General features: G+C 63.9%; 14 protein-coding genes. 8 read left to right on the forward strand and 6 right to left on the reverse strand.

Annotation, left to right across the window (positions count from 1 at the left end):
* Positions 1-114 precede the first annotated feature (114 nt).
* The 6 genes from aroA (at position 115) to NO932_RS00640 (ending at position 7992) form a co-directional block, all read left to right on the forward strand.
* Entirely contained in the window at positions 115-1464 is a 1350-nt protein-coding gene (gene aroA / locus NO932_RS00615) for a 3-phosphoshikimate 1-carboxyvinyltransferase (protein WP_309209100.1), read from the forward strand.
* Positions 1461-2099, forward strand: a complete 639-nt coding sequence (gene cmk, locus NO932_RS00620; protein ID WP_309163332.1) for a (d)CMP kinase — start codon at positions 1461-1463, stop codon at positions 2097-2099. The genes aroA and cmk overlap by 4 nt, the downstream gene beginning before the upstream one ends.
* Positions 2100-2404: 305 nt before the next feature.
* Positions 2405-4108, forward strand: a complete 1704-nt coding sequence (gene rpsA / locus NO932_RS00625) for a 30S ribosomal protein S1 (RefSeq protein ID WP_309163331.1) — start codon at positions 2405-2407, stop codon at positions 4106-4108.
* Between the two features lie 131 nt (positions 4109-4239).
* Positions 4240-4647 (forward strand): VOC family protein, encoded by a 408-nt coding sequence (locus NO932_RS00630; RefSeq protein WP_309209101.1) that lies wholly within the window; start codon positions 4240-4242, stop codon positions 4645-4647.
* Between the two features lie 116 nt (positions 4648-4763).
* Entirely contained in the window at positions 4764-6974 is a 2211-nt protein-coding gene (locus NO932_RS00635) for a 4Fe-4S binding protein (protein WP_309209103.1), read from the forward strand.
* Between the two features lie 13 nt (positions 6975-6987).
* Positions 6988-7992, forward strand: coding sequence for an FAD:protein FMN transferase (locus NO932_RS00640; RefSeq protein ID WP_309209104.1), 1005 nt, complete (start codon positions 6988-6990; stop codon positions 7990-7992).
* A gap of 80 nt (positions 7993-8072) precedes the next feature.
* Here the strand turns inward: NO932_RS00640 and infC are convergent, their stop codons facing one another.
* A complete protein-coding gene (infC, locus tag NO932_RS00645) occupies positions 8073-8609 on the reverse strand; it encodes a translation initiation factor IF-3 (protein ID WP_309211098.1) in 537 nt (178 codons plus the stop codon).
* A 226-nt stretch (positions 8610-8835) separates the two neighbouring features.
* Here infC and NO932_RS00650 point away from each other — a divergent pair, with 226 nt between their 5' ends.
* A complete protein-coding gene (locus NO932_RS00650; RefSeq protein ID WP_309209105.1) occupies positions 8836-9600 on the forward strand; it encodes an alpha/beta hydrolase in 765 nt (254 codons plus the stop codon).
* A gap of 78 nt (positions 9601-9678) precedes the next feature.
* On the forward strand, positions 9679-10197 hold the full coding sequence (locus NO932_RS00655; RefSeq protein WP_309209106.1) for an N-acetyltransferase family protein: 519 nt from the start codon (positions 9679-9681) through the stop codon (positions 10195-10197).
* Between the two features lie 9 nt (positions 10198-10206).
* On the opposite strand, the gene NO932_RS00660 is transcribed toward NO932_RS00655, so the two are convergent.
* From NO932_RS00660 to NO932_RS00680, 5 genes are read right to left on the reverse strand one after another with little or no spacing between them, the layout of a single operon-like run.
* Entirely contained in the window at positions 10207-11220 is a 1014-nt protein-coding gene (locus tag NO932_RS00660) for a LysR family transcriptional regulator (protein ID WP_309209107.1), read from the reverse strand.
* Positions 11221-11235: 15 nt separating this feature from the next.
* Complete coding sequence (locus tag NO932_RS00665; protein ID WP_309209108.1) at positions 11236-12438, reverse strand: ABC transporter permease; 1203 nt, start codon at positions 12436-12438, stop codon at positions 11236-11238.
* Positions 12438-13145 carry an ABC transporter ATP-binding protein gene (locus tag NO932_RS00670; protein ID WP_309209109.1) on the reverse strand — a complete coding sequence of 236 codons (708 nt, stop codon included), beginning with the start codon at positions 13143-13145 and terminating at the stop codon, positions 12438-12440. Before NO932_RS00670 ends, NO932_RS00665 begins: the two co-directional genes overlap by 1 nt.
* A gap of 25 nt (positions 13146-13170) precedes the next feature.
* Positions 13171-13692: a redoxin family protein gene (locus tag NO932_RS00675; protein WP_309209110.1), complete on the reverse strand. Its 522-nt coding sequence runs from the start codon at positions 13690-13692 to the stop codon at positions 13171-13173.
* A gap of 21 nt (positions 13693-13713) precedes the next feature.
* On the reverse strand, positions 13714-14061 hold the full coding sequence (locus NO932_RS00680) for a hypothetical protein (RefSeq protein ID WP_309209111.1): 348 nt from the start codon (positions 14059-14061) through the stop codon (positions 13714-13716).
* Between the last annotated feature and the right edge of the window lie 131 nt (positions 14062-14192).

Below are 14192 nucleotides of genomic sequence, written 5' to 3' on the forward strand. Positions count from 1 at the left end.
TTTTTGGCCATGTCAAACGCAAAATGCGCGCACGCGCGGGCGGCGTTGGCAGCCGGTTTCGATCATGCTAAGCCCGGCCCGTTCCGCACTTCAGTTTACTCGGGTCTCCAAGCCATGTCCCATGCTCTTCCGCCCCGCCCGCGCGCCAGCCACCATCGCGGCGCCCTTTCGGGAACCATAAGGGTGCCTGGGGATAAGTCGATTTCCCATCGGGCCATGATGTTCGGCGCCATGGCGCTGGGCCGCACCACGGTCACGGGCCTGCTCGAAGGCGAGGACGTCCTGGCCACCGGAAGGGCCATGCAGGCCCTGGGCGCCAAGGTCGAAAAGACCGGCGAGACATGGCAGATCGATGGGCTAGGCGTGGGTGGCTTTCTTGCGCCGCAGACCGATCTCGATTTCGGCAATGCCGGCACCGGCGTGCGCCTCACCATGGGCCTGGTTGGCGCCTATCCCTTCGTCACCCGTTTTACCGGCGATGCCTCGCTCTCGGCCCGCCCCATGAAACGCGTGCTCGATCCGCTGCGCGCGATCGGCGTCGAAGTGGTCGAACATCACGACAACAAGCTTCCCATCGCGCTGCGTGGCGCCGCCGAACCGGTTCCGGTCAATTATCGCGTGCCCATGGCCTCGGCTCAGGTCAAATCCTGTGTTCTGCTGGCTGGCCTCGTGATCCCCGGCACCACGACCGTCGTCGAACCGATCATGACCCGCGACCATACCGAAAAGATGCTCGAAGGGTTCGGTGCCGATATCTCGATCGAAACCGACGCTGAAGGCGTGCGCACCATCCGGGTCGAGGGCCTGCCCGAATTGAAGGCCCAGGAGCTGATCGTTCCCGGCGACCCGTCCTCGGCCGGCTTCCCGCTGGTCGCGGCGCTGATCGTCCCCGGCTCGGAAGTGGTCATCGAAAACGTCCTGATGAACCCTACCCGCACCGGACTGATCGAAACGCTCATCGAAATGGGCGGCGATATCGCCATCGAAAACCGCCGTACTTCGGGCGGCGAGGATATCGCCGACCTGCGGGTCAAGGCGTCGCGTTTGAAGGGCGTCACCGTTCCCCCCGAACGCGCCCCCTCGATGATCGACGAATACCCCGTGCTTGCCGTTGCCGCCGCCTTCGCCGAGGGGCCCACCGAGATGGTTGGCATCGAGGAGTTGCGCGTGAAGGAATCCGACCGCCTCGCCGCCGTCGCCCGCGGGCTGGAAGCCAATGGCGTTGTCTGCGAGGAAGGCCATGATTTCCTCATTGTCCAGGGCAAGGGCGCCGTTCCCGGCGGCGGCACTGTCGCGACCCATCTCGACCACCGCATCGCCATGAGCTTCCTGGTCATGGGCCTGGCTTCCGACAAGCCGGTCACCGTCGATGACGACAGGATGATCGCCACGAGCTTTCCCAGTTTCGAGGCCGATTTTACCCGCCTGGGAGCCGGCTTCTCGGCTGCGGAGGATGCCGCATGATCATCGCCGTCGATGGGCCGGCAGCCTCGGGCAAGGGCACCATCGCGGCCGCCCTGGGCCGGCATTTCAACCTCCCCCACCTCGATACCGGCCTGCTCTATCGTGCCGTAGGGCTCGAGGTTAAGGCCCATATCGACGCCCCCGACATCGAGGCCCGCGCTACCCGCGCCGCCCAACTGCTCGATCTCACCGGTGTCGATCCCGAATTCCTTTTGGGGGCCGAGGTGGGCATTCTCGCCTCCAGGATCGCGGTGTTTCCCGGCGTGCGGCAGGCGCTGTTTGCCGCCCAGCGCGATTTTGCCACTCAACCAAGCGGCGCCGTGCTCGATGGCCGCGATATCGGCACGGTCATCGCGCCCGAGGCCGATGCCAAGCTGTTTATCGTCGCCGATGCCAGGGTCCGCGCCGATCGCCGCGCCCGCCAGCTCGAAGCGCGTGGGCAGGCCGTCGATCGCGACAAGCTCCTGGCCGATATCGAGGCCCGCGATGCCCGCGACGCCGCCGCCCCCCATGGCGGTTTCCGCCCCGCCGCCGATGCGGTCTTGCTCGATACCACCAATTTGGCTATAGAAGCCGCCATTACGGCAGCCATCGCGGAAGTTACGGCGGCCATCGCCCGCAAATCCACGCCTTGAAATTCGAGGTCGTGAAATCCAAGTTTGCAGGGGTTGGGCCGGTCACGCTTTTTGCTGGACGCTGAAGTTCATCGACAAGAATGTGTTCTTGGCCTCCCCTCACCCGGCCCTCTCTCTAGAGGGGCGAGGGAGCAGAGACCTTGGCAAGCCCCGGATTTCCTTCGCCCCTTTGGGGAGAAGGTGGTCGGATGAGGGGAGCAGCTTTTGCTGCGCGCGCCGTCGTCGAGAAATTTCGGATCCCCTGCCCAACCAAACATCGTCAACCCCTAACCCCCAGATTCCGGCTCCGCCGGAATGGAGATTTAATGGCTAACCAAACAGCATCCGCTGAAGATTTCGAACAGCTCCTGCTTGAGAGCTTCCAGGACATCGATCCCGTCGAGGGCACCGTTGTCAAAGGCAAGGTCGTCGCCATCGAAAAGGACCTCGCCATCATCGACGTGGGCCTGAAGACCGAAGGCCGCGTGCCGCTCAAGGAATTCGGCGCCGCCGGCCGTGACGGCACAATCGACGTCGGGTCCGAAGTCGAAGTCTATGTCGACCGCGTGGAAAACGCGATGGGCGAGGCCGTCCTCTCGCGTGAGAAGGCCCGCCGTGAAGAGAGCTGGGTCCGCCTCGAAGCCCTCTACGAAAAGAACGAGAAGGTCGAAGGCCAGATCTTCAACCAGGTCAAGGGCGGTTTCACCGTCGATCTCGACGGCGCCGTGGCCTTCCTGCCGCGCTCCCAGGTCGATATCCGCCCCATCCGCGACATCGCGCCGCTGATGAACGTGCCCCAGCCCTTCCAGATTTTGAAGATGGACAAGCGCCGCGGCAACATCGTCGTCTCGCGCCGCGCCATTCTCGAAGAGTCGCGCGCCGAGCAGCGTAGCGAAATCGTCCAGCAGCTCGAAGAGGGCCAGGTGGTCGAGGGCGTGGTCAAGAACATCACCGATTACGGTGCGTTCGTTGACCTGGGCGGTATCGATGGCCTGCTGCACGTCACCGACATCGCATGGCGTCGCGTGAACCACCCCAACGAGGTTCTCTCGATCGGTGAGACCATCAAGGTCCAGATCATCCGCGTCAACCAGGAAAGCCACCGCATTTCGCTGGGCATGAAGCAGCTCCAGGCCGACCCCTGGGAAGGCATCGCCGCCAAATACCCGGTCAATGCCAAGTTCACTGGCCGCGTGACCAACATCACCGACTACGGTGCGTTCGTCGAGCTCGAGCCGGGCATCGAAGGCCTGATCCACGTCTCGGAAATGAGCTGGACCAAAAAGAACGTCCATCCGGGCAAGATCGTCTCGACTTCCCAGGAAGTCGAAGTGGTCGTCCTCGAGGTCGATCCCGAAAAGCGCCGCATCTCGCTTGGTCTCAAGCAGACCCTCGCCAATCCGTGGGAAAGCTTTGCCGACAAGTTCCCGGTGGGCTCGGAAATCGAAGGCGAAGTCAAGAACAAGACCGAATTCGGCCTGTTCATTGGTCTGGACGGCGATGTGGACGGCATGGTTCATCTCTCCGATCTCGACTGGAACCGTCCGGGCGAAGAAGCGCTTGAGGACTACAACCGTGGCGATATCGTCAAGGCCAAGGTTCTCGACGTCGATATCGAAAAGGAACGCATTTCCCTCGGTATCAAGCAGCTCGGCACCGACAGCTTCGAAGCTGCGGCAACCGGCTCTGACGGACTGCGCAAGGGTGCGATCGTCACCTCTGAGGTCACCGCCATCACCGATGGTGGCATCGAGGTTCGCATCGCCGACACGGACCTGACGGCCTTCATCCGCCGTTCGGATCTCTCCCGTGACCGCGAAGACCAGCGCCCCGAGCGTTTCGCCGTCGGCGAAAAGGTCGATGCGCGCATCACCCAGTTCGACAAGAAGACCCGCCGCATCGGTCTTTCGATCAAGGCCCTGGAAATCGCCGAGGAAAAGGAAGCCGTCGCTCAGTACGGTTCCTCGGACGCCGGCGCTTCGCTGGGCGACATTCTTGGCGCAGCCCTCAAGGGCCAGGACAAGAAGTAAGCGTTTTTAGACGCACCGACCTTATGGGGCTCGCGCTACGGCGCGGGCCCTTTTTACTTGCGCAACGCAAGTCACATTCATGTGCGAATGCCTGTGTTAAGCTTGGTGTTGAGCATAAGGAGGAACTGGAAATGAAAGTCGTTGCCAATATCGATTTCGACGGCGATTGCCGCGAGGCCTTCACCACCTACGCCAAGATCCTCGGCGGCGAGATCCGCGCCATGATCAGCAACCGCGACATGCCCGAAATGGCCGAAGGCGTGCCCGAAGACCGCCTCGACCGCATCGTCCATGCCTGGATCGACATCGGCGATCAGGCGCTGATGGGCCAGGACATGCGGGATTTTTCCGGCCGCAAGGGCTATAGCGTCACCGTCTCGGCCGATTCGGTCGACCAGGCGCGCGCCATCTTCAATGCCTTGTCCGAAGGCGGCGATGTGCTCATGGCCTTCGAGCCGCAATCGTGGTCGCAAGGCTTCGGCATGACCATGGATCGTTTCGGGGTCGCCTGGGTGATCGATTCCCCGGCCGCAGGCTGACCGGGCCAACGCGTTCACGCATACGTTGCCTTGCCGGTCGGTGACGGCAATGCTAGCCATAGGATTCTAGGACTCGATCAGGCGCGACAAGCAGCCGGTCGGGTGGGAGGAAGTCTATGGTATTGCGTGCGGCGGGAATGGCGCTTCCGGCTGGCAGCCGCGTCGGGTCGATCAAGGGGCTGAACGGCGGTGCCGCGCACCTTGCGCGCCGGTGGTTCTGTTTCGGCCCGATTCTCGTGCTTCTTGTCCTGGTGCTGACGGGCAGCGCCTGGGCGCAGGCCAGTCGGCCGCTCGAAGCCCGTGCCACCAGCGAGATCCGCCAGACTCTCTTTCCCGAGGCCGACCGCTTCGAGCTTGCCGAAGCAGGCCCGCCCCATATGCGCGTCTACAGCGGCGAGGAGCTTGTGGGGTATCTGTTTTCCACCCTCGATGTGGTGCGGGCCCGCAGCTATTCGCCCACGCCCTTTGACGCCATTGTCGGCATGGATCTGGCCGGCAACCTCACCGGCGCCCGCGTCATCCGGCACCACGACCCCTACCTTCAGGGCTTTCCCCAGCGCGTCGACCGCCTCGAGGAATTTCTTGAAGCTCACATCGGCCATCCGGTCGACGGGACCGTAGAGGCGCCGCTCACCCCCGATTTCGTGCAAGGCACCACCATTTCGGCCCGCAACATGCGCGCCGGCATCATGGATGCCGGCCGGGTCGTGCTGCGCGCCAACGACCCGCGCCCGCCGATCACCGAGCCGATGATCGACCGGCTGGGCTTTTCCTTCCTCGATTGGGAACAGCTCGTCGAGATCGGCGCGGTCTCCAATCGTCTCGTGACCTTCGGCGAGGTAAGCGCGGCGCTGGCCGAACAAGGCGTCACCCCCGCCCAAATGGAGGTGCCTCTCGACCGCGGCGATGCCGATGCCCGCTACACCGAGCTTGTGGTGGGGCTCGCCACCCCTCCCCTGATCGGCCGCAACATCATCACCGCCAGCACCTATTCGTCGGTGGTCGAACCGGCCCCCGAGGATGTGGTGATGGTGGCCGTGATGTCGGGCGGCTACTATGATTTCATCGGCAGCCAGTACAAATCGGACGAATATGGCCACCGCTTCGAGCGCATCCGGCTGGTGCAGGGCGATTTCGAGATGGATTTCGTCGAGGACGATTTCGACCATGTGGGCACTTCCGTCCAGCGTTCGGGCGGCCCCATCGTGCGCCATGCGGGTGTGTTCACCATCCCGCTCGAGTCCGGCTTCGATCCCCTGGCCCCCTTTGACGTGGTCCTCATGGTGCACGCCACCGACGCGGCCGGGGTCGAGCATACGGTCCAATTCCCGGTCACCTATCAATTGCCCGACGAGACGGTGCTCATGCCCCCCGTCGAGCCCCTGCCTCCCTGGGCCGAGGCCTGGCTGGCTTCGGGCGTCGACCTCGCCATCCTCGCCGTCGCGCTGGTGGCCCTCACGCTGATCTTCGTTTTCCAGGCGCCCCTTTCGCGCAACCGCCGGCTGCATCTTTGGGTGCGCACGGGTTTCCTGGTCTTCACCCTGGTCTGGCTGGGCTGGATCGCCGGCGGCCAGCTCTCAATCGTCCATGTGGTCAACTACCTCAAGGCCCCGTTCGAAGGCGCCGATCTGGGTTTCTACCTCGCCGAACCGCTGATCGTGGTCATCTCGATCTATGTTGTGCTGTCCCTGTTCCTCATCGGCCGTGGCGTCTTCTGCGGCTGGCTCTGCCCGTTCGGCGCCCTGCAGGAATTGACCTCGCGCATCGCCCGCCTCCTGCGCCTGCCGGTCTGGAACCCGTCCCAGGCCACCCAGCGCTGGATGTGGCTGCCCAAATACGGGCTCGCCGCGCTGATCGTGGGCACCGCCTTCGCCGTGCCCGAGGCCCTGGCCAGCGTCGAAGAGGTCGAACCCTTCAAGACGGCGATCACCTCCGCCTTCACCCGCCCCTGGCCCTACGTCACCTATGCTTTGGTGCTGCTGGTCATGGGCCTGTTCACCGAGCGCTTCTTCTGCCGCTTCCTCTGCCCGCTGGGCGGCGTTCTCGCCCTGGGCGACCGGTTGCATCTGTTCACGTTCTTGAAGCGCCGCCCCGAATGCGGCACCGGCGGCTGCCATCTGTGCGAGCGCTCCTGCCCGGTCAAGGCCATTGAACCCAGCGGCAGGATCGTCATGGCCGAATGCTTCCAGTGCCTCGATTGCCAGGTGGAATATTACGACGATCACCGCTGCCCGCCGCTCGTGTGGGCCCGCAAGGGACGCAAGCGCGCCGCCAATCCCCGGCCGCGCCAGAGCCTGGTTCTGACGCGCAACGGCGCCACCGTGTAAGGGAGCCATGGCAATGCGCGCGTCGTCCCTCCCTCGGCAACCCGGTCCTTCAAGGCGGCAAATTCTCAAGATCCTCGCCGCCTCGGCCGCCCTCCCCATCGGTGTCGCCGGCTTTCGCCTGTTCGGCCCCCAGCCCACGTTTCATGAATGGCACGGCCAGGCGCTGGGCGCCCAGGCGTCCATGCGCCTCTGGCACGCCAATCCCGGTCACGCCCGACGCACCCTCGCCCGGATGGCGTCCGAGGTGGCGCGGCTCGAAAATGTCTTCAGCCTCTACCGTCCCCAAAGCGAGCTCTCCCGACTCAACCGCGACGGCATGCTTTCCGGCGCCTCGCGCGACATGCTCGCGGTGCTCGAACGCTCCCGCGCCATTGCCCAGGCGAGCGGCGGGGCATTCGATCCGACCGTGCAGCCGCTCTGGACGCTCTATCAAACCCATTTCGCCCGCCCCTCCCGCTCCGGTCCGCCACCGGCGGCCCTAGAGGTCGCGCACAACCTCGTCGACTATCGCGGCATCGATCTTTCCGGCAACGCCGTCCGCCTCGCCACCCCCGGCATGGCGCTGACCCTCAACGGCATCGCCCAGGGTTACATCACCGATGTGGTGGCCGACCTTCTGCGCAATGAGGGCTTCGATCATGTGGTTGTCGGCCTGGGTGAAACCCGCGTGCTCGGCACCCACCCCGAGGGCCGCCCCTGGCGGGTGGGCCTGCGCGATTCCGAGGGCGAAACCGCCCGCACCATCGAGCTCGTCGAGGAGGCATCGGCGACCTCGGGCGGCCATGGCACGGTGTTCGACCCTTCCGGCACCCATCACCACCTCTTTGATCCCCAGACCGGGCTGAGCGCCCATCGCCTGGCCGAAGTCACCGTCACCGCCCCCCGCGCCACCGATGCAGATGCACTGGCCACCGCCCTGTTCGTCGCCGGCGAACACCGCGCACCCTCCATCCTCGCCACCACCCCCGGCGCCCGCGCCATCCTCACCCGCACCGATGGGCAAGTGGTGAGATTATAGGTCAATCGGTATTCCGGGGCAGAAACGACAAAAGGTGGCCTTTCGACCACCTTTGAAGCTTGCGGTAATGGACGAGGAGCTCAGCGCGGGGCGAGAACCATCACCATCTGGCGCCCTTCGGCGCGGGGGGTGGATTCGACCTTGGTGATCTCCTCGAACTGATCGCGAACCTTGTTGAGCAGTTCCAGCCCGATTTCCTGGTGCGCCATCTCGCGGCCACGGAAGCGCATGGTCACCTTGACCTTGTCGCCTTCACCGATGAACTTTTCGAGCGCACGCATTTTCACGTCATAGTCGTGGGTGTCGATATTGGGCCGGAGCTTGATCTCCTTGACCTCGATCACCTTCTGCTTCTTGCGGGCCTCTGCGGCCTTCTTCTGGGCGGCGTATTTGAACTTGCCCAGATCCAGGATCTTGCAGACGGGCGGCGTGGAATTGGGAGCGATCTCGACCAAATCCATACCGGCATCGATGGCCATGGCGATGGCTTCGCTGGTGCGAACGACACCGATATTCTGCCCCTCGGCATTGATCAGCTGGATTTCGGGAACGTTGATTTCATTGTTGGAGCGCGGCCCATCCTTCTGGGGCTGCACGGGTCTCATCGGACGACGAATGGCAATATTTCCTTTCAGTGGTTTCCCATAGCTTTCGCACACCCTGGAAAAACAAGGGCGCGAGCATGCCCAAAATCTTGGCAATCGGGGCCAAAGTCAACAGACAAACCGGGGCACCAGTGCGGTTGGTCCGGCCGGTGACAAACAGAACACAGCGTGCGCATGGCTTGCGGCATTCCGGCCCAGGAGCTACACCCCCAATATGGTTGACCAAAACGCAATTGCAATGACCGGAACGCTCCAAACCCTCTCGGTCGGTTCGGGCCCCGAGGCCCGCGATATCGCAACGTTGCGGCGCGATGGACGCGCGCCGGGCCTCTTCTGGCTCGGCGGGTTCCGCTCGGATATGATGGGATCGAAAGCCCAGGCTCTCGATGCCCTGGGCGCAGAGCAGGGACTTGCCGTCACCCGTTTCGACTATTCGGGGCATGGCAGCTCGGGAGGCGACTTTCTTAATGGTACGATCAGCCGCTGGCTCGAGGAAGCGCTTGCGGTGTTCGGTTCGACACAGGGCGAGCAGATCGTCGTGGGGTCGTCCATGGGCGGCTGGCTGGCGCTGCTGCTCAACCGCGCCTTGCGGGAGCGCGGAGACGCGCGGATCAAGGCCATGGTGCTGATCGCGCCGGCGGCCGACATGACGCGAGACCTGATGCGGGAAACCTTCACCGATGCCGAACTGCTTGATCTGTGGGAAAAAGGACGCGTGGAACAGCCCTCCGACTATTCGGACGAGCCTTATGTGCTGACTCGCCAGTTGATCGAGGATGGGGAGAACCATCTGCTGTTCGGCGCCCCGATCCGCACCCATTGCCCCGTGGCGATCCTCCAGGGTGGCAAGGATACCGATGTGCCGCCAGCCCATGCGCTCAAGCTCGTGAGCCATTTGGTTTCCGATCCGGTGACCTTCACGCTGATCCCGGACGGCGACCATCGGCTTTCGCGTGAAACGGACCTGGCGCTGCTGCGGCAAACGGTGCTCGGACTGGTCTAGCGATTTGGACCTTGACTGTCGGGGGCCGGCGCACCGAAATCGCCGGTCAGGTGCAATCTCGTCGGAACTTTTCAAGCCATGAATGTGCGTCCCGCCACTGAAGGCGATCTTCCCCAGATTCTCGACATCCACAACGATGCCATTCGTCGGCTCGATGCAATCTGGACGGAGGCCGAGGAAACATTGGCCGATCGCCAGGCCTGGCTCAATGATCGGACGGCCAATGGCTTTGCCGTGCTGGTTGCCGAAGAGGACGGAAAAATCCTCGGGCATGCGAGCTATGGCACATACCGCTCGCGCTCGGGCTACCGCAAGACGGTCGAGCACTCCGTTTATCTGCGCGACGAGGCACAGGGGCGCGGGGTGGGCAAGGCATTGATGGAAGCGCTGATCGCCGATGCCAAGGCCAAGGGCTTTCACCTGATGGTGGCGGTGATCGATGCCAAGAACCAAAGCTCGATCGCCTTTCACGAAAGACTGGGATTCGAGATGGCCGGACGCCTGCCGCAAGCCGGTTTCAAGCACGGGCGCTGGCTCGATCAGGTCAATATGGTGCTGCTGCTCAATGACGATCCCGCCCCGCCGCGGGGTTATTGAGCCTCCCCGTCACCGCGTTTCCATGGTCTTTCCCCGGAACTGGGTCTTGCGGCGCGGCGATGGGGTGCCATGCACCCTGCCCCGCGCGGGCCGTTTGCCTTGAGGGGGAACCTTGGGCCGGGATTGGGGGTGGAGATCCTTGATCTGCTGCCAGAGCCTGTCCAGCGCGGCGGATTCATGGTGCCGGTCGCGATAGGCGATGATCGAGAGGGACATGGTCCAGCGCTCGTCGCCCACTGGCTCGAGCTTGTCGGTGCAGCCGGCAAGGACCGATTCCGGCAGCCATGCGATGCCCTGGCCAGCGATGGCCAGCTCGCGCAGGATCTCGGCCATGTTGCACGAGGCGACACTGACGCGGCGCAATTGAGTGGGCTGATGGTCGAGAATGGTATCGACCACGCGGGCGAGATAGCTTTCCGCCCCATAGCTGAGAACCGGCACCGGCTCGTCGCTCGAGGCCGGCGGCAAGCTGAGCTTGCCCGACTTCACCAGGTGCCGCGCGCCATAGGGCCGCAATGTTTCCGAGCCCACGACGATCTGGGAATAGCGCAGATGGTCGAGATGGAGGGGCTGCTGGGGATTGTGGTAGTAGATGAGGATATCGGCGGCGCCCGAGATCAGGGCATTGACCGCATCCCCGACATTGCCCGGCAGGATTGTGCAACTGAGCGCCATGCCCTGGGACCATTTGAGCCACCAGGACGAGAATCGCCCGCTGCCCAAGGCGTGCGGCAGGGCGATCGAGACATGGCCGTGGCGGGCCATTGCACCCTGGGCCAGCGAGATGCGGGCATCGAAAAGCTGGGCCAGCACGTCACGCGCATGCTCGCAGAACCTGTAGCCCTCCGCTGTCAGCTCGACGGGAAAGGTGGTGCGATCGACTAGTGGCATTCCCAGCCAGGTTTCGAGCGCCTGGATGCGGCGGCTGAAGGCGGCTTGCGAGGAGTTGCGGCGTTCGCCGGCCTTGGTGAAATTGCGCGTTTCCGCGAGGGTGAGAAAATCCTGCAGCCAGCCGATGTCCATATCTTCCCCTCCCCTTCAATAGGCCTTGAGCGCGGTGGCCAGCGGCTGGCTTTGCAGGCGCAGGGCCGGCAGCAGGGCGATCACCAGTCCAAGCCCCCAAAGCGTCAGGGCGAGCATCAACTCGGTTTGGCTCAGAACGGGCGTGAGCGCGATCCCGATCTGGGCCTCGACGATGCGGCTGAGGACGAAAGCGAGAAGATAGCCCGCTCCCAGGCCCAGCAAGATGCCCGCGCTAAAGAGAATGGCGACGAAACCCCAGGCGACGAAGAAGATATAAAGGCGCGGTGCGCCGATGGCGCGGAGCGTCACGAATTGCGGCATGAACAACCGGAAGAGGATGAGGACGCTCGCCACCACCGAGAGCATCACCAGACCCTGTGTAACCAGCGCCATGAGCGTCATTACCTGCCGCACATCGCCCAGCGTCTGATAGAGCTGGATGAGCACCTCGGCGGGAAAGAACGCCATAGTCTCGTCGGTATTGTATTCCTGGCGGAAGCGGTAGGCATCGGCAACGCTCACCGCCTTGAGCACGGCGGCGGGGATGCCGGCGACGTTTTCGGCGGTGTAGGGACCGCCGATGGTTTCGGCGCCGGTTTCCAGCCCATGGACGCCCCAGACGTCTTCGACCGGCACGATCAGCGCGCGGTCCCAGGGCGAGCCGGTGCGCGCCATGCGGCCGACGATTTGATATTCGACGTCATGGCCCTCGGCGGTCATCTCATCGGCCATGGCGTGTACGCCGTGGCTGGGAGTGAAAATATCGCCGATGGCCAGTTCGACGTCGATGCCGGCAACCGCCTCGAAACGCTCGGTGAACCCGCGCCCTTCGGCGAATGCGCCTCCCGAAAGATGCTCGGGCAATTCGGCGGCGGTGCCGATGATCGGGTGTCCCCTGAAGCTGTCACCGAACGCCAGGGGCGAGACGAACTGGGCCCGCTCGTCATTGAGCAGTTCGGCGGTGCGCTCGGGGGTCAGAAGACGGGAGGAGCCGGGCTGAAGGTAGACCGAGGTCAAAAGCGCGTCGGTGCGGCTGCCCACCGGGCCGACGACCACGTCGAATTTTTCGGCGGCGCTGGCGCTGCCGGTCTTGAGCGCCCGTTCCTGCATCGTGATCGCCACCGAGAGCGCGGTGCCGGCGAGGATCAGGAAGACGAAAGCGAGGACGGTATAGCGGAAGCGCCAGAGGGAGGCGAAGATGATCGGCCACGGATTCATCAGTGCACTCCTCGGGCTTGAGCGTGTTCTGTTTGCGCCCCATTGGCGGTATTGAGCGTTCCGTTGAGTATCTCGATGACATGATCGGCGCGAGCCGCGACCCGCTCGTCATGACTGACGACGATCACCGTCCGGCCCTCCCCCGCCAGACGCGCCAATTCATCGATGATGCGTTCGGCATTGACCTTGTCGACGCTTGCCGTCGGCTCGTCGGCGAGAATGATCTGCGGCGAGAGGACGAGGGCGCGCGCCATGGCGACGCGCTGCTGCTGCCCGCGCGAAAGCATGGCGACGGGACCCGAGCGGGCCGGCACGTCGAAATGGGCGAGGAGGTCCCGGGCGCTCCTGCGGATGTCGGTGCCGCCGTTGCGGCCGAACCAGCTCGGCACCAGCACGTTGCCCAGGGGGCCGAGTTCGTCGATCAGGCGGAAGTCCTGGAAGATCATGCCGCAATTTTTGCGGCGCCAGGCATCGCGCGCGCTCTCGCCGAGCTTCGATACGGTTATGCCCTGGGCTTGGACGGTGCCGGCGGTGGGCACCAGGATGCCGGCGATGATGTGCAGGAGCGTGGTCTTGCCCGAGCCGGACGGGCCGATGATGGCGTGAACCGCGCCGGGAGCCAGAGTCAGCGAGACGTCTTTTACCGCATCGATCACCGTGCCGGCCGCGTCCTTGAACCGCGCCGATACATTTTCCAGTTCTATCACTCCGAGACCCCTCTTCTCGTCTCTGTCATATTCGGTCGCCCAACAGGGCAGGCAGCACCTCGTCCACGAAGCTGCGGTCGATGGGTCCGGGGCCGTTCAGCAGCACCTTGCCTTGGGCGTCGGCGACCAGGGTCTGGGGCATGCCCACAAGGCCGAGGTCGTAAAACGTCTTGCGGTTTGGATCGGCGCCGACCATATCGTAGGGATTTCCCATCTCCGCGAGAAAGGCGGCGGCATTTTCCGGAAGGTCGCCGACATTGATCCCGATCAGCATCACATCGTAGCGCTCGGCGATCTCGATCAGCAGCGGATGCTCGTCCCGGCAGGGAATGCACCAACTGGCAAAGGCGTTGATAACGAGCGGCTTTCCCGCCGGCCCGCGCAACGTCACCCCCGATCCGGGCATGTCCGCTATCGCGTCGAGCTCGATTTCAGGCAGGGTGCCACCCACGGCCAGGGGCTGGCCGTCTTCACGCGGCCCCCAGATGAACCATGCGCTCGCCACAAGGGCGATGGATACGATCCCGATCGCGGCAAGGACCTTCATTATCCTTGCCACTCCATCGCATCAGGCCAGATGGAAATCTGCGTTGAGCAGACGGACCCGGCTCACAAATCCGGTCGCTTCATCGGTCGCGGTGCCGATATCGAGGATGCCGCGCGTCCAGATCAAAAGGCCCGGATCGATGGCCTCCTGGCGCTGGCGCATCACCACGAAAATGATGGTATCGATCCACTCGTCCTCGCTTTCGCAGAACGGACAGGTCTCGACCGGCTGATTGGACAGGATGAAGAATTCGGAATCGACCTTGAGATGGGGCGCCATGAAGCCCTGCAGCTCCACCTCGGTGCCGGCCAGCTCCTGGGCCATCTCCGAATAGGCCATGTCGTTGTCGTAATCATAGAGCTGCCCCATGCGTATCCGCGTCGGAGCAGCCTTTGCCGGCCATGCGGCCCCCAAGAGAGGTAGTGTTGCCAGGCCGAGGCCGAATTGGCGTCTGTTGACCATTGTCCCAGTCTCCCGTCTTGGTTGATAGGAGGAGGGCG

Origin of the sequence: Pelagibacterium sp. 26DY04, assembly GCF_031202305.1 — a bacterium.
Taxonomy (GTDB): Bacteria; Pseudomonadota; Alphaproteobacteria; order Rhizobiales; family Devosiaceae; genus Pelagibacterium.